Annotated in this window: 17 protein-coding genes and 1 tRNA gene; all 18 read right to left on the reverse strand. The window is 38.1% G+C overall.

The window, feature by feature from the left end; all coding sequences use genetic code 11:
* Nucleotides 1-69 precede the first annotated feature (69 nt).
* Nucleotides 70-357, reverse strand: a complete 288-nt coding sequence (locus GJ691_RS16535) for a helix-turn-helix domain-containing protein (protein WP_154368915.1) — start codon at nt 355-357, stop codon at nt 70-72.
* Nucleotides 358-459: 102 nt separating this feature from the next.
* On the reverse strand, nt 460-1491 hold the full coding sequence (locus GJ691_RS16540) for a hypothetical protein (protein ID WP_154368917.1): 1032 nt from the start codon (nt 1489-1491) through the stop codon (nt 460-462).
* Between the two features lie 25 nt (nt 1492-1516).
* Nucleotides 1517-2209, reverse strand: coding sequence for a M48 family metallopeptidase (locus GJ691_RS16545; RefSeq protein WP_154368919.1), 693 nt, complete (start codon nt 2207-2209; stop codon nt 1517-1519).
* Nucleotides 2202-5381 (reverse strand): type I restriction endonuclease subunit R, encoded by a 3180-nt coding sequence (locus GJ691_RS16550; protein ID WP_154368921.1) that lies wholly within the window; start codon nt 5379-5381, stop codon nt 2202-2204. The genes GJ691_RS16545 and GJ691_RS16550 overlap by 8 nt, the downstream gene beginning before the upstream one ends.
* Nucleotides 5382-5434: 53 nt before the next feature.
* Nucleotides 5435-7078, reverse strand: a complete 1644-nt coding sequence (locus GJ691_RS16555) for an ATP-binding protein (RefSeq protein WP_154368923.1) — start codon at nt 7076-7078, stop codon at nt 5435-5437.
* Nucleotides 7079-7097: 19 nt separating this feature from the next.
* Nucleotides 7098-8309: a restriction endonuclease subunit S gene (locus GJ691_RS16560; RefSeq protein ID WP_154368925.1), complete on the reverse strand. Its 1212-nt coding sequence runs from the start codon at nt 8307-8309 to the stop codon at nt 7098-7100.
* Nucleotides 8306-9868, reverse strand: a complete 1563-nt coding sequence (locus GJ691_RS16565; RefSeq protein WP_154368927.1) for a type I restriction-modification system subunit M — start codon at nt 9866-9868, stop codon at nt 8306-8308. Before GJ691_RS16565 ends, GJ691_RS16560 begins: the two co-directional genes overlap by 4 nt.
* Nucleotides 9869-10034: 166 nt before the next feature.
* Nucleotides 10035-10496: a hypothetical protein gene (locus GJ691_RS16570; protein WP_154368930.1), complete on the reverse strand. Its 462-nt coding sequence runs from the start codon at nt 10494-10496 to the stop codon at nt 10035-10037.
* Nucleotides 10497-10843: 347 nt separating this feature from the next.
* A tRNA-Arg gene (locus GJ691_RS16575) sits at nt 10844-10917 on the reverse strand.
* A 31-nt stretch (nt 10918-10948) separates the two neighbouring features.
* A complete protein-coding gene (locus GJ691_RS16580; RefSeq protein ID WP_154368931.1) occupies nt 10949-11398 on the reverse strand; it encodes a GatB/YqeY domain-containing protein in 450 nt (149 codons plus the stop codon).
* Nucleotides 11399-11489: 91 nt separating this feature from the next.
* Complete coding sequence (gene ftsZ, locus GJ691_RS16585; protein WP_154368933.1) at nt 11490-13403, reverse strand: cell division protein FtsZ; 1914 nt, start codon at nt 13401-13403, stop codon at nt 11490-11492.
* A gap of 48 nt (nt 13404-13451) precedes the next feature.
* Complete coding sequence (ftsA, locus tag GJ691_RS16590) at nt 13452-14774, reverse strand: cell division protein FtsA (RefSeq protein ID WP_154369124.1); 1323 nt, start codon at nt 14772-14774, stop codon at nt 13452-13454.
* An 8-nt stretch (nt 14775-14782) separates the two neighbouring features.
* A complete protein-coding gene (locus GJ691_RS16595; protein WP_154368935.1) occupies nt 14783-15502 on the reverse strand; it encodes a cell division protein FtsQ/DivIB in 720 nt (239 codons plus the stop codon).
* Nucleotides 15492-16844 carry a UDP-N-acetylmuramate--L-alanine ligase gene (gene murC / locus GJ691_RS16600; protein ID WP_154368937.1) on the reverse strand — a complete coding sequence of 451 codons (1353 nt, stop codon included), beginning with the start codon at nt 16842-16844 and terminating at the stop codon, nt 15492-15494. Before murC ends, GJ691_RS16595 begins: the two co-directional genes overlap by 11 nt.
* A complete protein-coding gene (murG, locus tag GJ691_RS16605) occupies nt 16845-17978 on the reverse strand; it encodes an undecaprenyldiphospho-muramoylpentapeptide beta-N-acetylglucosaminyltransferase (RefSeq protein ID WP_246200212.1) in 1134 nt (377 codons plus the stop codon). It lies immediately after the preceding gene.
* Between the two features lie 7 nt (nt 17979-17985).
* Nucleotides 17986-19185, reverse strand: coding sequence for an FtsW/RodA/SpoVE family cell cycle protein (locus GJ691_RS16610; protein WP_179955159.1), 1200 nt, complete (start codon nt 19183-19185; stop codon nt 17986-17988).
* A 2-nt stretch (nt 19186-19187) separates the two neighbouring features.
* On the reverse strand, nt 19188-20522 hold the full coding sequence (gene murD, locus GJ691_RS16615) for a UDP-N-acetylmuramoyl-L-alanine--D-glutamate ligase (protein ID WP_154368939.1): 1335 nt from the start codon (nt 20520-20522) through the stop codon (nt 19188-19190).
* The gene (mraY, locus tag GJ691_RS16620; protein ID WP_154368941.1) at nt 20523-21743 is read right to left on the reverse strand and encodes a phospho-N-acetylmuramoyl-pentapeptide-transferase; all 1221 of its coding nucleotides are present in this window, start codon (nt 21741-21743) and stop codon (nt 20523-20525) included. It abuts the gene before it with no gap.
* Nucleotides 21744-21763 lie beyond the last annotated feature (20 nt).

Consider the following 21763-nt stretch of genomic DNA (forward strand, 5'->3'; position numbering starts at 1 on the left):
TCTTATCGCTTGAGAGGGTTTTCAGGTTTCCTCATGAAACATTCTATAGCTTTTGATTACCCCGGAAATTCATGATTCTCTGGAACGTTCCATTGTTGCAATAATATCCTCTCGTTTATACCGAACCCTGTTACCAATTTTAAACGGCACCAATATGCCTTTCTTGGACCATTCATGTACAGTCACCAGAGAGACCCCTAGAAATTTGGCCACTTGTTTCCTATCTAGAAATTCGGGTGGTTCTTTGGAAGTTAGCCTTTGCTCCAAGGCTTTGATTTTTTGTTCGACCCCGTCCAGGATGGAACGAGTCAAATCACTGGCACTTACGTTTTCTAATTGTGTTATTTTTTTTACCATGACATATAATATTTAATGTTCATGGCAAATATGTGAAGTTGGTTATTCTAAAAAAATGGAACTTTATTCTTTTAAAATGTAATTAAATTCAAAAGGTATATCCTACTTAATCCTCTTCCTATCAACATATCGTTTCATTCTACTGCGATATGCAGAACCATCAGATAATTTTGTATCACTTTTTATTATTGCTTTGTATTTCGATCTCAGAAAATCAATAAATTTTGCGGTGGTAGCATTTCTTTTAATAAAAGTTATATCTTCTTTATATAAAGAAAAGAATGCTTCACAAACCCCCTGAAACCCCCTTTTTATAGCATTTCCATTTCTATCCAGAGCATCAAACTCTTCGAGCACATCATTGAACACTTCTTCCGCTTTTAAATCCTTAAATATTTCAGAATAATATTTATCCTCTGGAAATTGGCCTATATCATTACTTTTAGTTGTTAAATTTTGGGATAACATATTGTTACCTTTATTTCGCAATCCTTTTATTAGGTGCAATAGCCTAAATGAAGTTTCATAATCAATCCATTGTTGCAAATTGATTAAAACAAAAGGATAATCCGTATCCCTGGCGGAATTTCTGTCCGACAACCGCTCCTTATTTAAATCCCATAAATCATTCTGTTCATTTATAAACCAAATAGCATCGAATCTGTGTTTTAATCCACTATTAGTGCTCTTTCTATATTCAGAATCATAGTACAGTCGTCCCTCATGGTTACTCAACAAATTATGGTAATAGGCTAACTCAATTTTCAAAAAATCAACTAGAATTTCCATTGAACCGAAATCAAATTGTTGTAAGGTCTTAGACCTAAACATTTCGACATTTCCAATTACACTGGCTAAGATTGAAACCATGTTATTTGAGATAACCTCTTTTTTATAATCTTCGGACCATACAAGAATCCTATCCCCAACTTTAATTCCGTGTTTGCGTTGAAATGCCGTAATCTCCATTTTAGACATTTTATCGAACTCCAAATCCGGATGAAGAACATCTAAAGAAAACCGTGTATCTTCTTCAAAATAGGCCTTTTGCTCAGATTGTAATTGCCCTATGAGGTGGTCTATAGATTTTAGAATATAATTCTTTAACCCAACTATATCTTGTTCTTTTTGCATCAATTAACATAACTATTTCCAAAGCCTACAACTTCATCCCGTACAACCTTTCATCCAATTCCTGCCAATTTGGGATAAACCTTGAAAGTTCAGCCCAAAATTCTTTTGAATGGCTCTTTATCTTAGTGTGAACCAGTTCATGAACTATAAGGTAGTCAATTAAGCTGTAAGGTAGTTTCACAGCATCAATATTTATAATAATATCATTGGAAGGTGTGCAGCTTCCCCACCGTTTGTTTAATTTTCGAATTTTGAGATTATTATATTCCAACCCAGTAACTTTTGCTAATTTCTTGATTCTTGGAGTGATTTTCTCTTTGGCTTTGGCTCTCAAAAAGGTTTCAAAGGCATTCTTTAATTCCTCTTGATTGTTTAATGATTTAGGCAATGAAACTTTAAATTTAGATTCTGTAAAGTCTATTATAACTTCATCAATTTCATTGTTCACAAATACCTCTACATAGTATTTTCTTCCTAAGTACTGTACTCTTGAACCTGTTACAATATCATCGTCACTAATGGAACTTACCAAGTCCAATTTATCCAGTATCCATTTTGCCTTTTTTAAGATAAGTTTTTCCGCTTTCTCGTCAGAAATAGATTTACCTTTCAATACCACACCATCACCTTTATCTACCGTGATATAGTGTGATTTGAGTTTCTCCTTTTCCTTAAAGGAATACGCTATGGTTTTATTTCCGTATTGTACGCTAGGCATCCTTGTTCTTTATTAATACTTCCACCATTTCCTTGGCTTTCAGTTTAGCATCTTCACGTTCTATCTTGGCTGTGGTCAAGTAGCGTCTAATCTTGTTTTCAATATCTTTTTTCACCTGTCCTTTTCGTTGCCATCCCACAATATCCAATTCCCCTTTTATAAGGTCAAATATCGTCTTTGTAGCGTCTTCCGCATCTTCTCCGAACAACAACTTCATAGAGTCATAAACAGCTCTCTCTCGTTCAGTTTTAAAACCTTTTTCTTCTCCTTCTTTTTGTTGTTCGATAATCTCGTCCTGTATCTCCGTATAGGCTTTTAGTAATTCTAATTGTGTGATCCGTTGTTCTGTTTTTAGCTTCAACAGTTCATCAAGTCGCTGTGCCAAAGGTTTATAGAAGTCTGGATTTTTATCTAAGCCAACTTTTATTGTATGTTTTAAGTTATTTCGCATCTTCAACTCTTTGGTGGCTGGTGATGCGTTCATGATTTCCTCCTTAAACTTATCCTTATCAATAATTGAAATAGGCGTTTCCAGTAAACTTTCAACTCCTTCTGCCTTCAAATGTTCATCAATCATAGATTGAAGCATCTTGCTTTCGTCTTTGGTAATTTTCAACTCTTCATCTTCTGGATATGCGTTTCTCGCCCTTAACTTTATCTCATTGAAGAGTTTAAAATCCCCTTGATACTTTAATGCTTTGGTATTGGGAAGGACAATATTAATCGACTTATTGAAATCCTTTAACAAGACCTTGAAATCGTCACGTTTGTTGATAGGTTCAATGAACCTCACAGCGGCATCAATAAAGTTCTCTCGTTCATAGTTTCTGTCAATCTTCATAGGTTTAAAGAAGTCGACCAGCTTGGTATGGTTCATAACCAACTTAGGAAACTCTTCATTGATGTTCTTTAAGATATCATCTGGTCTAATATCACCTGAAAAGATTTCCAATGCTTGAATCAAATACGCTGTGATACCGTTATAATCCACAATATAACCAGCATTCTTTCCTTTTCTGGAACGGTTGACCCTTGCAATAGCTTGCAACAAGTTATGTTCCTTTAATGGCTTGTCCAAATACAAACAAGATGCTATAGGTGCATCCCAACCTGTCAACAGCATATCCGATACAATCATGAAAGCTGTATTATCAAACTTCTTTTTGCCAGATTTCTCCTTTTCCGCTACGTTCCCAAAGGGTAACTTAAAATCATCGGTGGCATCCTTGATATCTTCAGGTGGTACGACCAAGACAGGTCGTTTATCATTGGGGTTTTCCTTGTTCCATTCTAAGGTCTCATAGTAGCTTTTTGCAATACCGTCCGACTTTGGAGAACCCAAACTAATCACCACCTTAGATTCAAAATTGTGATAGCCTTGTGCTTTAAGGGACTCCAATACTTCTTGATATTTAATTGCTGCCTCCCTGCCACTACAGACAATCATGGCTTTATGACCATCAGGAAATATCTTATCCCTATAATGGTCAACCACGTGTCTACCTATGGCATCAATGCGCTCTGCCGATAATTGGTATTTGCGTAAGGCTTCCCTTTTAAGTTTATCTTTCTTCTCTTCTGAAAGATGACCAAATTGCTCTTCAAACTCTTGGTCTAGTTCCTCTTTTTTAACATCTAGTTTTGCTATTCCCTCGTCATACAACAACTCAACGGTTGCACCATCCGCCACAGATTCCATGATAGTGTATACATCGATATATTCACCACCATAAAACTCCGCTAAGGTTGATTTATCTTCTTTAGAAATGGGTGTTCCCGTAAAGGCAACAAATTTGGCGTTGGGTAATACGGTGCGCATAAAAGATGCTAGAAAACCATAATGACTGCGGTGTGCTTCATCCACTAGAATGTAAAGATTCTCCTTTTCGGATAGTTCTTCCAGTTCTATTTCTACTCGTTCTATTTCGACCCATTTCCCCTTTTGAAGTTCTTTGGTAACCTTGGTGAGGATTTTATCGTTGATATGTTTTTCAATCATCAGATTCCCACGCTCCTCTAACTCTGTTTGGTCGGTTGAGGTAGTAGCATCTTTATCCGTTTCTTGAAACTTCTGCAAGGTAGTTGTGATGATTCCCCCGTAATCGTTGCGCAATAATTTGTCCAGATGAACCACAGAAGAGGCTTGGTTCACGTTCTTGAAACCTACATTTTGAAAGGTAGTGGTAATCTGTCTGTCTAAGTCTTTACGGTCTGTCATTATCAGTACCGTAGGGTTGTCAAAACCGTATTCAGGTGCTTGCAGTTTACGGGTTACATACGCCATTGTTAGGGACTTGCCAGAACCCTGTGTGTGCCAAACCACACCACCTTCACCCCCTTGTAAGCGTGCAATGGTTTTGTTGGTGGCTCTTAGTTGCTGGTATCTAGGCAGCTTTTTAATGGTACTACCTTCTTCCAATTCAAACAATACAAAGTGCCGAATGATATCCAACACCCTGTCTTTCTTAAATAGTGCCAAAATGAGTTTGTCTTGGTCTTTCTTGGCTTGGTTGATGATATCAGTATCTTCCTTACTAGTCTTAAAGACGGAATAAAACTGCTGTGGAGAGTTAATTGCTCCATACCTACCACCAATATCCCAAATACCTGCACAAATTTGATTGTAGTGAAACAACTTTTCAGAGTTTTCTTGGTAATATTTTAAATCGCTGTAGGCTTTGTCCCAAGCATTTTGCGCTGTGGGGGACTTACACTCGATAACACCAATAGGTAAGCCGTTGATATATACCACCAAATCTGGTATGGAGTGTTGATACCTACCATGATACTTCATCTGGTTGACCACCAAAAAGTCATTATTCTCAGGGTTTAAGTAATCTATAAAGTGAACCACTTTAAATTCTTCAACCCCATCTATGGTCTGCTTTAAAGTAAATGTACCCCCTTTAATGAGTTCCCAGACCTTTTCATTGATTTCCATTAAGGACGCCCCATTCACGGTTGTTATCTCGTTATATGCTTTATTGAGATTGTTATCGTTAATCCAAGTGTTTAGCCTTTTGATAGCTGCCAACAGCCTGACTTTTAATATGACCTCAGTGATATCTGTTCTTTCATCTTGTTGTCTGGCATCTAAGTACTGATATCCCATCTGTTGGAACAATTGTATGGCGGGCAGTTCGCTATGGGTATATTCTGGAGAATGGTTCATAATTTAATTATATCGGACAGTTATTGGACAATTATCGGACATTATGTTGTTATTTATTGCTTTTTGTCCGATAACTTATATTGAGTTCCTCGCTTTTCTCCAATTTTGACAACTTTTCCTTCCTCTATCAATTTATCTATAGACCTCTTTAATTTTTTCTCATGGATCTCAGACCCCACTCTAGTGTGAATATCCGACTTTGCTGCCGGTGCATATATTTTTAAATCTTCTAATATTAAATGCTCCAATCGATGAGGCTCAATTTTCTTTAAATCTGTTTTACCTTTAAAATCTACTTCTTTCAGCAACTTAGGGTTAACAAAATACTCAGTTCCTTTTGTTTTACCTTTACTTAAAACAATATCGTTTTTAAGTAAGTTACCCATCCAATACTTTAGGGAATCGTTGTTTCTTAAGCACAATTTATTTGACAATGCAATAGACGTTAAGACACCACTTTGAGCAATTAAGCCTAAAGTGATAATTTCTTTTTGGTTTAAGTTAAACTCATCATTAACATTAGACATTAATCTAACTACCTCTTTACTAATAATTTGTTTTTTCAAAGTTACAATAACTCTATCGTCCCATTCTTCAACAATAGGTTCTGGCTTACCGTTAAACAACTGTATTTCGAAAACCTTATCATATCCACTACCTTCTTTTTCTATTAATTTTAAGTCATGAAATATTTTAGATAGATGTTGATTACGTTGTACAGATTTCGAAATAATATTAGATGGTGTAACCCCCAAAGGTAACCTCCCAGGTGAATGCACTTCTAATCTATCATGATATAAATTAATAAAAATGTCACCTCTCATTGTATACACTTTATGCACTAAAGCGTTTGCTATTATTTCTCGAATAACTTCAATATCATAATTAGGAATTGTTTTCCTAAAAATTCCATCTGATATTTCTACGGACTCCTTCCAGTCTGGTAAAGCAATTATTTCGTTTAATAACTCTTTTGGGTTTTTACTAAAATCATCCCAAAGTCTTTTGTTTATCTTGTTTCCATTTTCATCGAACTTAATAAACTGTATTGTTGGTGCATAATGCAATAGAGCCCTATCTTTTCTACTGCCAAACCACAAAACCCCTAAGTTTGTTAAATATTCGTTTGACGTTAATAGATAATACTCCAAAAGCTCTTCTCTAGACATTTCTTTTACAAACTGACTAACACGTTCCGAGTTTATTATATCAGCCAATATGGCATCTCTCATTTGGTAATCTGCTTTCTCTAATCCTACCTTACGTACTACTTTTTCTTCCCATACAAAAGCTTGTTTATCTGCAGCAACTCTACTCATGTCTTCTGGCAAAAGAGGTCTACATTCATCTCCAACACGCATATAATATTTACCACTAGAGGTACAAGCTATGGTTTGACTGCTTCTTAATACTTTTAGATTAATATATTCACCTCCATTTTCAGCTGTTTCAATTGAGGAAATAATACCCACATTAATAGTCAACTGTGGTATTGTTTTGTTTAATTTGTCCACTAGTTCTTGTTTAATTTTTTGGGAAGCTTCTGGCAATTCTCTTTCATCTTCAATACCAATATGTATTTCGCCACCTACCCCATTGGCAAAGCAAACACAATCTTTAGCTAGCTCCTGCCAGTTAGCAGACTTGCCTTGTATTAGTTTTATAGACTTTTTATCAAAATGACTATTCTCTTCCATAATTAAACTTTCTTATAAACTACACTTTTACCCGAACCCTACCAGTTAACAACTGCTGCATTAATCCTTGCTTTAATTCTTGGTAGCTATTTTTCTTAATTGACAAAACCTCTATTTTCTCATCGACAGTATTTAGTATTGTGCATATTTCATCTTGTTCTTCTTTTTCAGGGAAAGGTATGTCAAATGACCTTATTTGCTGAAAATTCAACCCTTCTCTATTGCCCCCCGCCTGAAATTTATTAATTGCATTCACTCCAAACGAAGAGTTTAATAATTGAGATAAATAATGTGAATTAAGAGTTGAATTTGTTCGAATTATACAGACATGTTGATTAACATTTCCTTCTCTAAAATCATTAGGCAGTACACAACTTCTACCAATTGAAGCACCGGTTATATTGAGCAGGACGTCATTTGCTAGGAGTTTAGAGTTATTCATAGAATTGTGTATTTCCTTTGATATAAATACCACATCGGAAAGTTTTAATTTTCCTCTTAACACATTTTGACTTCTTATGAATATAATTCCTTTATCAAGGTAAGATTCACTTCCGCCTCTGGGCGTTTTTCCACTACCTACTTTTGAAACTAATTTACCTAGTTTCACAACCTCCCAACTCTTAGGAATCTTACCCAAAGGAGAATCTTTAAACTCGGTATGACCTATGCCTTTGGTCAATAAACGTTGCATTAAGCCTTTTTTGAGTTCTTGGGTTTCGGTAATCTGTTGGTCTATGACTTCAATTTTAGCATCAACCGTGCTAAGTATTTCGCCTATTTTTTGTTGTTCTGGGAGAGGGGGGTAAGGAATCTTAACTCCTTTAATGTCATTACCATTTATAGCAGTAAAAGTACTTCCTTGCTCTAATGCTTTCCATCTTGTTTCGTATGATAAGAGAAATTGATACAGAAATTCATTATCAACATTTTTTGGTTTGATAGAACATACCCCACGTCCTATACATGCGTGATGGGTTGATTTTGCGACAGCACCAACAGGTGCTCTAACTGTCATTAAAGTATCTCCAACATCACATAACTTTGTTGGTTCAGAAGTCCATTGACGAGGTGAAGATTTCCTGTTCTTTATATCGGCATTACCTTGAATCAAAAAACTTCCAATACCGTCTTCATTATAAGAAGTCGATGACGGGGATTGACCCATTGTAATAATTGATACGTCTCCTAATGTTTTATTTTTCCAGACATGTTCTTCGCTATTGGTCATACCTCTAACTCTTTTAAAAACCCTGCTAACTTCTTATCAATATCAGCCTCTTTCTCTTCCAATGCAGCTAACTTTTGGTGTACTGCTTGGATATCCACTTCGGGTTCTGGTTCGGAGGTGTCAATAAACCGTGAAATGTTAAGGTTGTAATCGTTCTCGGCAATTTCAGCAACATCAACAATGCGCATGTATTTGTCAACATCCACAGCACCATCGTAAGCTGTTACAATTTTACTAACGTGCTCTTCCAATAATTCATTTTGGTTTTTACCATCCTTGAAATCGCTACTGGCATCAATAATGGTAACCTTGCCTTTCTGCGCTTCGGTTTTGTTCTTGTTGATAATCCAAATTGAAGCAGGTATTCCTGTGTTATAAAACAACGCACTTGGCAAGCCTACAATGCCTTCCACCAAATCGCCTTCTAATAAAGCTTTTCTAATTTTACCTTCATTACCGCTTCTGAACAGCGTACCATGAGGCAAAACAACGCCAGCTTTACCATCTTGTTTAAGCACAGCAATCATATGTTGTAAGAATGCTAAATCGGCATACCCTCTAGGTGGTATTCCGTATTGAAAACGTCCGTAAGGGTCGCTTACTTTTGTATTATAATTAGGAGATATTTTCTTTTCTTTTCCATTTTTGTCCAGCTTTACTTCAATGGAGTTTTCGGCTGGCGTCCACCATCCACCCTGTGAGAAGGGTGGGTTGGCAATTACCCTATCAAATAGCATTAATTCGTTATTGTCATTCTTATGCTGTGGTGTCGTCAACGTATCACCCTTTCTAATATCGGCATCCATAAAGTTATGGAGCAGCATATTCAGCTTACCTATTGCCCAGGTACCCAAGTTCTTTTCTTGTCCAAAAAGCGAAACATTTACGTTGTTACCCACTTTACCATTAGGTTTCTGTGCAATGTATCTGGCAGATTCAATCAACATACCCCCTGAGCCACAGGTAGGGTCATATACCTTTTGTTTGGGTTCTGGTTTAATCAACTGTACTATGAGTTGTACCACCCCTCTAGGTGTATAAAACTCACCACCTTTCTTGCCAGCATCATCCGCAAACATCTTAATCAGATACTCATAGGCATCCCCTAGGAGGTCATTAGATTCTAGGTGGTCATTACGCAATGAATGTTGGTTAAAGTGCCTTAACAAACGTTGTAACAACTCATCTGACAGCTTCTCTTTATCACCAAACTTGGTGGCGGTCATAACCCCCTCTAACGAGGTGTTCTCACGCTCTATAGCTGCAAAGGCTTTGTCCAATGCAATACCAATGTTTTCGGTATGTTTCTTTATGTTTTCCCAACGTGATTCTTCTGGCAGCTGAAAATAGGTTTCGTCTTCGGCTTCTGCTCTGGAAACTCCCTCATGCCGCATAATGTTTTCAACTTCTTCTTCAAAAACATCATTGGAACGTTTTAGGAACAACAATCCGAAGATGTAGTTTTTGAAATCCGAAGAATCGATACTTCCTCTTAATATGTTTGCGGAATCCCACAGCCAGCTTTCTAGGGTGGATAGGTTTAGTTTGTTATTTGTCATAAAATGTTATGTAGAACATATTTATTTTCAAATGAATGAAATATAAAAGCGATCAGATTTTTTTTAGTATCTAAAAGTAAAAAAATGATGGTATAAAAGCTATTTACGCCAATAAAAAAGACAGCTGTTTAAGCTGTCTTTAATTTAAAATAAAAAGTCATGAATATTATTGCCTAGTCCAGACCTCGTAGGTGTAAATATTATCTCCACCAGCATCAACACATGGGTCATCTACTCCTAAATTCATTAAATCACCCTCAAACTCCACTTCAAAAATCTCACTTTCAGGTTCACCATTAACTGTATAATTTGTTTGGTAAAAACCATCTCCCAAATTTTCCCATGTACCCATTTGGTCTTCGTAATCTACTAAAACTCCATCTATATAGAATTTGTATGTCATATCACTACCAAAAACAAGAGTATATTCATAATCGTTATCGGAAGCTAATCTTTCGGTTCTAACGTCATCGGTGCCACAATAGTAATCATTTTCTGAAACAAATAACCACTCACCGATAATTGATTCTGTTGCTTCTTGATCATCAGAATCATCATCAGAACAAGAGATAAAGCTAAACGTAAAGACTAAAGCGATTAAATAAAATAAGGATTTGTAGGTTTTCATTTTAAAAGATTTTAATTATATATAATTCAACGAATGGGTCATTAAATTATTACACAAAAAGAAATAGAATTATATACCTAATAAAGTAATTCTTGAAACATTATTGGAAAGATGAATACTAATAAAGTATTAAAGTGAGGAGCACTTATTAAACAAAATTTTTAAGAGCTACACAAATCGCGAAATAGATTAGCTTAGAACAATTTGGCCCTTAGTCCCTTCTTCTTAAATTTAAAACTAAACAGCCAACTTTAAATCAGTGATAAAAAGTGACACAAAAAGTGACACATCTTTGAGAATAAAAAAAGCAACTAACTGATTATCAATTAGTTGCCTTACTATTTAAGTGACCCCGGAGGGATTCAAACCCCCAACCCTCAGAGCCGAAATCTGATGCGCTATTCAGTTGCGCCACGGAGCCAGTAATTATTTAGTACTCGGTTAAGAGCGCGCTAAGATAGTTTATTTTTTACAATAGTAGAAATGGTTTTTCCATCTGCTTGTCCCGCCAATTCCTTTGACACCATTCCCATGACTTTACCCATATCCTTCATACCTTGTGCGCCAATGGAATCAATGGTTTGTACAACCACTTTTTCTATTTCCTCTTCGGTCAATTGCTCAGGTAAAAATTGTTCTATTATCGCAGCTTGCGCCAATTCCGGTTCAGCAAGGTCTTCACGACCTTGTTCCGTAAAGATAGCCGCGCTGTCCTTTCTTTGTTTAACCAATTTTTGAACCAACTTGGTTTCTTCAACTTCAGAAAGTTCACCTCCAGAACCTCCACTGGTCTGTTCTAAAAGTATCGCGGATTTAATAGCCCGTAATGATTCCAAAGCTACCGTATCTTTCGCTTTCATAGCAGCTTTCATCTTTTCCATTACCTGTGTTTGCAAACTCATAATCTAAAGTTTTTTAAGAGTACGAAGATAAAAAATAAACCCGAAAATATGAGCTATTTTCGGGTTTAAAGCAGGTTATTCAATTGGTGGGTTAATCCACATTATCATGTAAAAAAGAGTTATTGGAACGCAATTGTATCTCGTCATTGCTGTCCTCGCTCAAAGTAGTCCTGGATACTTTTTTCTGTACCGGATTTTCATTAAGGTTAACCCCATGTCGCTTATACGCTGGTTCCTTTTCGATTTCATCGATATTGCTCAAATTATTTTGAAACTTATAATTGAAATCTTTCAACTTTCTTCTACGCTCATCAGCACGTTGTTTTAATAATTCTTCTATCGGGCTATCCATCGGATCAACTTCCTCTGTTTGTTGTTCTGCCCTTTTTACCGGCTGCTGCACTGTTTTCTTTTCAAAGACCAATTCATCCTCAACGATCTTAGGCTCAAATTCCTCTGCTTTTGATTTGGCTCCTGTAAGTTGGTTTTCCAACTCCATATAATCGTCTAAACTGTAACGGGTCTCACCTTCCTTATTATATTCCAAGACTGGGATTACTTCTACATGCTCGTTCACATCCATATCCTTAACCTCATCTTCAAGGTTAAAAGTAATGACGTTATCCTTATCCTCTTTTTTATTGTTCAAAGGCATGTCAAAACTAAATGCGAATTGATCTTCATCTGCTTGAGTTGGCGAAACCACTTCTTGGTCTACAACCTCAATATCCTTTATCCTATCCTTGGTCTCGAAAATGACGAAATCATCTTCGGAAACGTTTTCTGCAACGACTTCGTCATAGAAAACATTGAAATTCCTGATATAATTCGTTGTTGGAATCAAATCCAAACCATCAATTTCTTCCAATTTCGATTTTACGACCAACTCGGCAATTTCTTCCTCATCTTCCACTAATTGATGTACAACATTCTGGGGAGTTAAATCCTGAACTGCTTTTTGTTCATCTTCGAGTGTATGGATTATCTTTTTTGATTCCGTATTTACGATATCATCTTGTTGATCAATATTAAAACCCGTGGCAATAACGGTTACGGCAATAGCTTCACCTAAAGATTCATCCTCACCAACTCCCATAATGATGTTGGCACCGTATCCAGCTTCAGTCTGAATATGGTCATTGATCTCACCAATTTCATCAATGGTGATTTCCTGTGATCCAGAAACGATCAACAACAATACATTTTTAGCCCCTGCAATCTTATTATCGTTCAACAATGGCGAATCCAAAGCTTTCATTATAGCTTCATTGGCCCTTGATGAACCAGATGCCATGGCTGACCCCATAATAGCGGTACCACTATTGGAAAGAACGGTTTTAGCGTCACGTAAATCTATATTCTGTGTGTAATGATGGGTAATAACTTCCGCAATTCCACGAGCAGCGGTCGCCAACACTTCATCTGCTTTGGAAAAACCTGCCTTAAAACCTAGATTACCATAAACCTCCCTTAACTTATTATTATTGATGACTATGAGCGAGTCAACATTGGCACGTAGTTTCTCTATACCCTGTTGGGCTTGATCACAACGCATTTTTCCTTCAAATTGAAAAGGCATGGTTACGATACCGACGGTAAGAACATCCATTTCTTTTGCTTGCTTGGCAATAACAGGGGCAGCACCAGTACCTGTTCCCCCGCCCATACCAGCAGTAATGAATATCATTTTCGTGGTGGTATCCAACATAGATTTTATGTCTTCCATACTCTCAATGGCCGCCTGTTCACCAACTTCGGGATTCGCCCCCGCACCCAAACCTTCGGTCAGGGATACACCAAGTTGTATTTTATTGGGAACCGGACTATTGTCCAAAGCTTGCGAATCGGTATTGCAGATAACGAAATCAACTCCATTTATTCCTGCCTGGAACATATGGTTTATTGCGTTGCTTCCCCCTCCTCCAACACCAATGACTTTTATGACATTGCTTTGGTTCTTCGGTAAGTCAAAAGAGATACTTTCCATTTCAGTGTTCTTGCTCATACTGTTTTTATTACTGGTTTTTATAAGTGTTCATATTTTACGCGCCGATTATTCAGCGTTGTCCAAGAAATCTTTCAATTTTTCGGACCATTTATCAAATACTGATTTCCGTTCCCCTTTATGGGTCGGTGTACTGGCTGTTTGATCATGATCGACCATTACCATTTCTTCCTGTTCTTCTACTTGTTTATGGGAAACCAAATCCTTACGATCATTTTTGACGGCATTCATCAACAAACCTACGGCTGTAGCGTATAACGGACTAGCAACCTCATCATCGGAATCACCCGCCAGATGCTCGTTGGGATATCCGATCCTAGTATCCATTCCGGTTATATACTCGACCAATTGTTTCAAATGTTTTAATTGACTTCCGCCACCTGTAAGCACTATACCCGCGATCAATTTTTTCTTTTGCTCGTCATGGCCGTAGTTCTTTATTTCAACATAAACCTGCTCAATGATCTCAACAACCCTGGCATGTATGATCTTTGAAAGGTTCTTCAATGTAATTTCCTTGGGCTCACGGCCTCTTAATCCAGGTATGGAGACGATCTCATTATCTTTATTTTCACCCGGCCACGCAGAACCGAACTTGATCTTCAACAATTCTGCCTGCTTTTCGATAATCGAACAACCCTCTTTTATATCTTCGGTAATTACCCCGCCACCAAACGGAATTACGGCTGTATGCCTGATTATTCCATCTTTGAAAATGGCCAAATCGGTAGTACCACCTCCTATATCTATTAATGCGACTCCCGCCTCTTTTTCTTCCTGACTTAAAACCGCATCTGAGGAAGCCAATGGTTCCAAAGTGATTTTACCCAAATCAAGACCGGCACTTTTTATACATCTTCCGACATTCTTTATAGAAGATACCTGCCCAACGACAACATGAAAGTTCGCTTCGAGCCTTCCACCGTACATACCTATGGGTTCTTTAATTTCCGCTTGTCCGTCTACTTTGTACTCTTGGGGCAGAACATGAATGATCTCCTCTCCGGGAAGCATCACCAATTTATACACCTGATTACAAAGCCTATCCAAATCATCTTCATTGATCACTTCTTCAGAATCGGCCCTAGTGATATAATCACTATGTTGAAGGCTACGTATATGTTGACCCGCGATACCAACCACCACAGATCCGATTTTTAAACCTGAATTGATCTCGGCCTCTTCTACGGCTTGTTGAATGGATTTTATGGTTTGTGTAATATTATTGACCACACCACGGTGTACACCTAAACTTTTTGACCTTCCGATACCCAAAATTTCAATTTTACCATATTCGTTTTCCTTACCGATTATGGCGACAATTTTGGTAGTTCCGATATCTAACCCAACTGAATAATTACCCTGTTCCATTTCCATACTTATATTTTGGTGCACACTACTTGATTGTTAAACTCTAGACTTACAACATTATAATCTTCCAAGGTTTCATCCTTGTTCGCTTTTGTATAAAATGCCTTGAAGTTGTTGAATTTTTCATCTAAACCATCTACACCCCCCAAGTTCACTACAAACTGTTCCATACGAAACTTTAATTGGTATTTCCCTTCATCTGCAATATGGATACCAATTACGTTCTTACGTAAAAAGTCATCATTGTTTATGTATTTTAAAATCTCATAAACATCTTCAAGACTTTTTCCCGTCACCTTTCCTGTAATTATAGGTACCCTAGCAGAATGACTCACGGAAAACGGCATACGTCTCCCATCTTCATCCAGATAAAACTTAGAATCCCCTTCTATTCTTCCGATTGGCCTACGCTGCTCGATTTTTGTCGTAAGCTCCCCATTTACAGTAAGATACACTTGGGCACTTTTCACCATTTCATTGGCCTCAATGACCTTCTCTATAGTATTCAAAACTAATTTTTCTTTAGGCTCATTTGTAAGGGGGCCATATTTTTGTATTAACAATTTATTAACCATGCCCTGAGTGATATACAAATTGTTATCACCAACGAATTCTATATTCAACCCATTGACCGATCTTTGCTTACTTCTTACGTTTGAAAACGCATAAAGTCCTGTTACAATAAACAGTAGAGCTATCAGTTTTATGTAGTCCCAATTAATGCGCATTTTCCAGTTCTTTTTTGATTTTCGACACTTCTAACCCAATATCCCCGGCTCCCATAGTCACCAGTACATCAGGACTTTGTGATTTTATCTCAGTTATAAGCTCTTCTTTACTTACTAATTTTTTCTTCGGATTTGTTATTTTCCCCAACAACCAAGAAGAATTGACACCTGCCAATGGCTCTTCCCTTGCCGGATAGATATCCAACAAAAGGATACTATCGAATTTTGACAAACTTTCGGCAAAAGCGTCTACGAAATCCCTGGTCCTAGAGAATAAGTGGGGTTGAAAAACAGCCAATACTTTTTTATTCGGATGCATCTCGGAAATCGCTTGATAAACAGCATTTATTTCTGTAGGATGATGTGCATAATCATCAATAAAAACAAAGCCTCCTTCTTTTATCTTATAAGAAAACCTTCGCTGCACACCTTTAAAAGTTTCCAATCCCTTTGCCAATATAGTTGGCGAAGAACCTGATTCTATCGCCATAGCAAAAGCCACAAGTCCGTTCAATAGATTATGTTCCCCAGGTTTATTGAACTTAACACCCATCAACGTTGTTTCCGGGGTCTTCAAATCAAAAATATAGGTCCCATGCTCTATTTTAAGGTTCTCGATACAATAATCGGATCCATCCTCAATACCGTATGTCAACCCACCAATCGGCAATCCTTTACGCACGAACAACTTACCATTAGGCTTTGTTTTATCAGCAAATTCTTCGAAAGATCTTACCATTTCATCATTGGTTCCGTAAATATCCAAATGATCGGCATCCATAGAGGTAATGCAAGCTACATCGGGAAACAACCTTAGAAACGAACGGTCATATTCATCAGCTTCAACAACAGAATACTCAGAACCTTTAAATAAAAAGTTACTGTTGAAATCTTCTGAAACCCCTCCTAGAAATGCGGTAAACGGAGTTCCCGACTCATTAAGCAAATGTGCCAAAATACTCGAAGTGGTTGTTTTACCATGCGTACCGGCAACTGCGAAACAAAATGTATCTTTTGTAATAATACCCAATACCTCAGAACGTTTTTTTACGGTAAAACCATTTTGAAAAAAGTACTGATATTCCGAATGACTATCGGGTACAGCCGGCGTATAAACCACCAAGGTCTTACGGGAATCCATAAAGCGCCCATCAATAGCCTTGACGTCATCGCTATAATGAATATGTATACCCAATTGAGAAAGCTCTTCTGTTAACGGGGTCTTAGTTTTATCATAGCCTGCCACATTCTTCTTAATATATACAAAATAACGCGCCAGGGCAGACATACCAATGCCCCCTATCCCTATAAAATAAACGTTATGTATTTGTTTAAGATCCATCTATTCAGCTACCAATTTTTCAATTTCATCAACAATAGAAGCCGTCGCATTTGGCATGGCCAACTTCTTTATATTAAGCCCTAATTTTTCTTGTTTTTCTTTTGAACCGAACATCCCGGAGAAAACGCCCTCGAAACGTTCGTCCAAATCTTTTTCTTTTACCATTATCGCGGCATCCTCATTCACCAAAGCCATGGCATTCTTGGTTTGATGATCCTCAGCGACATTGGGCGAAGGGATAAACAATACCGGTTTACCTACTATACACAGTTCGGATACTGAACTTGCACCAGCCCTGGATATGATAAAATCACTTGCAGTGTATGCATGGTCCATCCTATTCAGAAAATCGAGCACTTTTACATTTTCAGAGTTGAACTTTTTATATTCTTCGAAATAAAGTTTTCCGCATTGCCAGATCAATTGAATTCCCAAATCTTTAAAGTAATCTAGTTTTTGAGCGATCAATTGGTTAACTCTTCTTGCCCCAAGGCTTCCGCCCAATACCAACAATGTGGGTTGGTCTGCTTGCAATCCGAAAAAGTCCAAAGCCTCTTTTTTATCTTTTCCTTTGGTAACCAAATCACCTCTTACGGGATTTCCCGTTTTCACGATTTTATCGGATGGAAAAAATGCCTCCATTCCGTCATAAGCCACACAGATCTTAGCCACCTTATCCTTCAACAATTTATTGGTTATGCCCGCATAAGAATTCTGTTCCTGTAAAACACACGGTATTCCCCTGCCGGAAGCAACCTTTAACAAAGGGCCACTTGCAAATCCGCCCGTACCAACTACGGCATGTGGCTTGAATTTCGATACTATTTTACCTGCTTTGAACAAACTACTTATCAATTTAATCGGAAACATTAAATTTTTAAGGGTCAGTTTCCTTTGCAACCCTGATATCCATAACCCTTCGATCTTGTACCCAGCCTGTGGTACTTTCTCCATCTCCATCCTATCCTTTGCCCCTACGAACAGGAACTCAGCATTCGGATGTCTTTTTTTCAATTCATTGGCGATAGCTATTGCCGGATAAATATGTCCGCCAGTACCTCCACCGGAAAGGATAAACCGAAGAACTTGATCAGGGTTCTTCCCATCTGTCATAGATTGTTCTTTTGAGTTCATATCCTTTTTATAATTGTCCGCTTAATATCTCTAAGGGATTGGTGTCATCCATTTCAATATGATTCTCCTCTATCTCTTCACTCTTTCTACTTGCACTTAGTATTATCCCGATGGCCAAACATGTCATCCAACTGGAAGTACCACCGCTACTTATTAATGGCAAGGTTTGCCCCGTTACCGGGAACAGTTCTACCGCCACTGCCATATTGATCATGGCCTGGAACACGATGGGCAAGCCCACACCTAATACCAACAACTTGCCAAATATGGTACGATTGGCATTGGCGACCACCACGATACGGAACAACAACAACATATAGAAAAACATAAGCACAAAGCCTCCAAGTAATCCGTATTCCTCAACAATTATCGCATAGATGAAATCCGAAGAACTTTGTGGTAAAAAATTCTTTTGAACACTTTTTCCGGCCCCCTTACCAAAAACACCACCTGATGCTACGGCAATTTTGGCCCTTTCAATCTGATAATCGGCTTCCGTATCCTCAGGATTAGCAAAATTCTCAACCCTACTTATCCAAGTATCCACGCGGTTAGGAAACAAGTCAGGAGCCGCTTTCGCCGTTAAAACAAAGAGGGTTAGACATAATATGCCCGTACCGATTATGCCTATTAAATATTTTATGGGATACCCACCTAAGAAACACAACAACAATACCATGGAAAACATGATTGCGGCCGTAGAAAAGTTAGCAGGTAAAATCAATATTATGACAAGAAAAACCGGAAACCATAGTGGAAGGATACTCTCTTGAAAAGTAATTTCACTGTCCTTGATCTTGGTTAAGTAACGAGCGACATATATCATTAAAACCACTGCCGCCAGATTAGAGGTCTGAAAAGTAAAACCCACTAAGGGAATCCGAATCCATCTACTTGCATTGGCACCATCTATCGTAGTACCCTGAGCCATGGTGAATATCAGCAAAACCAAAACGATAGGCATGGCAATCAAAGAAAGACCCTTAAAGAAATGCACCGGTATTTTATGCACCCCGTAAATAATACCGAAACCTAAAAACAACAGAAAGGCATGTTTTACCAAATGCCCTCCAGTAGTACCGTTACCAACTACATAGACCAAATTACTACTGGCACTATAGACCGGCAAAAACGAAAACAAGGCCAACAGTGCCACAACGGCCCAAATGGCTTTATCCCCTTCGATATTTTTTAAAAATTTAAGCACTTCTATAAATTTTTAATGGCTTCTTTAAATTGATTACCCCTGTCTTCATAATTCTTGAACAGGTCAAAACTTGCACAGGCCGGTGACAACAATACGGTATCCCCGCGTTCTGCGATTTTATAGGCAACTTTTACTGCCTCTTCCATAGCATATGTTTCTACCAAAAGATCTACAACATTACCAAAAGCATCCACGATTTTGGAATTATCGCTACCTAGGCAGATAATAGCCTTTACCTTTTCACGGACCAAAGGCATCAACTCTTTATAATTGTTCCCTTTATCAACCCCACCTACGATCCAAACCGTTGGCGCGCTCATGCTGTCCAAGGCAAAATAGGTAGCATTGACATTCGTTGCCTTTGAGTCATTGATATACTGAACGTGTTGTATTTTCAACACCTTCTCCAATCTGTGTTCGGCGCCTTGGAAATTGGCGACACACTCACGAATGGTCTGCTTTCGGATTCCGACAAGTTTGGCCGCCAATGATGAAGCCATTGTATTCTTTACATTGTGTTTTCCTTCCAGTGCCAGTGTGCTCTCTTTCATTTTTATTGTCTCGTTATTAATCTTTAATACTATTTCCCCATTCTTTAAAAATGCCCCTTGCCCCATTTCCTTTTCAATAGAAAATGGCATTAATATGGATTTAACCGGGTGTTTTGCCAACCAATTCACGATTACTTCGTCATCGGCGTCATAAATAAGATAATCGTCCGACTCTTGGTTCTCCGTTATCCTGAACTTAGATGCTACATAGTTTTCGAATTTATAATCGTAGCGATCCAAATGGTCTGGTGTAATATTCGTTATAATGGCCACATGTGGTTTAAAATCCACTATACCGTCCAGCTGAAAACTACTTATCTCCAATACATAATTTCCATACTCCTTTTCAGCCACCATCTTTGCGAAACTATCCCCAATATTGCCCGCCATACCAACGCTCAGCCCACCTTCTTTCAAAATATGGTTGGTAAGCATGGTCGTAGTGGTTTTACCGTTACTCCCCGTAATCCCAATGATTCGTGCATCGGTAAACCGCGCCGCAAATTCAATCTCGGAGATTACAGGAATCCCCTTCTCCTTCAATAAAAGAACCAAAGGAACCGTGTCAGGTATCCCTGGACTTTTCATGACCACATCCGCATTTAAGATCTTTGCTTCGGTATGTGCTTTTTCTTCCCAATCAATCCCATAATGTTCAAGAACTTTTTTATACTTTTCCTTTATTTCCCCTTTATCGGAAACAAAGATCCCATATCCTTTTTTCAACCCTAAAATGGCAGTACCTACTCCACTTTCACCTCCTCCAAGGATAACCAAGCGTGCCATTTATCTTACTTTAAGGGTAACAATCGTTATAATTGCCAGCATAATACCTACAATCCAGAAACGGGTTACTATTTTGCTTTCATGATATCCCCTTTTCTGATAATGATGATGTAATGGTGCCATTAAGAACACCCTTTTGCCTTCCCCTAACTTTTTCTTGGTGTATTTGAAATACCCGACTTGCAACATTACCGAGATCGATTCGGCAAAGAAGATTCCACATAAAACGGGTATCAATAATTCTTTTCGTATAATAATGGCAATTACCGCAATTACACCCCCGATGGTCAAACTTCCCGTATCCCCCATAAAAACGGTTGCCGGGAAAGCGTTATACCATAAAAAGCCTACCAAGGCCCCTACAAATGCCGTTACGAATACCAGCAACTCGCCAACCCCAGTGATATACATGATATCGAGATAATCGGAAAAAATAATATTACCCGAGACCCAAGTGAAAATACCCAAGGTAAAAACGATTATTGCCGAGGTACCTGCCGCCAAACCATCTATGCCATCGGTTAGATTTGCGCCGTTCGATACTGCCGTAACGATCAAAATGATCATAGGAATGAAAATCAACCACACATAATCCTTGGCGCCTTCACCTGCCCAAGCTATGAGGTTACCATAATCGAATTCATTGTTCTTTATAAAAGGAACCGTTGTCCTAGTGGATTTAATATCCGCTCCCTTCACCTGTTCAACCTGATACTCTTTAGTGATAACGGTCTTATCATGGTCGCGCATCGTTACCTGGGGATGAAAGTATAAGGTAGCCCCAACGATGAGCCCCAAAACCACTTGACCTAGGATCTTAAACCTTCCTTTTAAACCTTCTTTATCCTTTTTAAAGGTCTTGATATAGTCATCAATAAAACCGATAACCCCCATCCAGACAGTCGTTACGATCAAAAGAATGATATAAATATTCAATATATCGGCAAATAACAACACCGGAATCAAAGTAGCCATGATGATGATAAGGCCACCCATCGTAGGCGTACCTGCTTTTTGCTCTTGTCCTTGCAAGCCCAAATCCCTAATGCTTTCACCGATTTGCTTTCGCTGTAACAATAAAATCACCTTTTTACCGTAAACAGTGGCAATAATCAAAGAAAACAGAATGGCCATAGCCGCCCGAAAGGTGGTGAAACCAAATAGGCTTGCCCCTGGCAACTGATATTCTTTTTCTAAAAATTCAAACAGATAATATAGCATTCCTATTGGTCGTTATATCT

This window comes from Maribacter luteus (assembly GCF_009674825.1).
Classification (GTDB): domain Bacteria; phylum Bacteroidota; class Bacteroidia; order Flavobacteriales; family Flavobacteriaceae; genus Maribacter_A; species Maribacter_A luteus.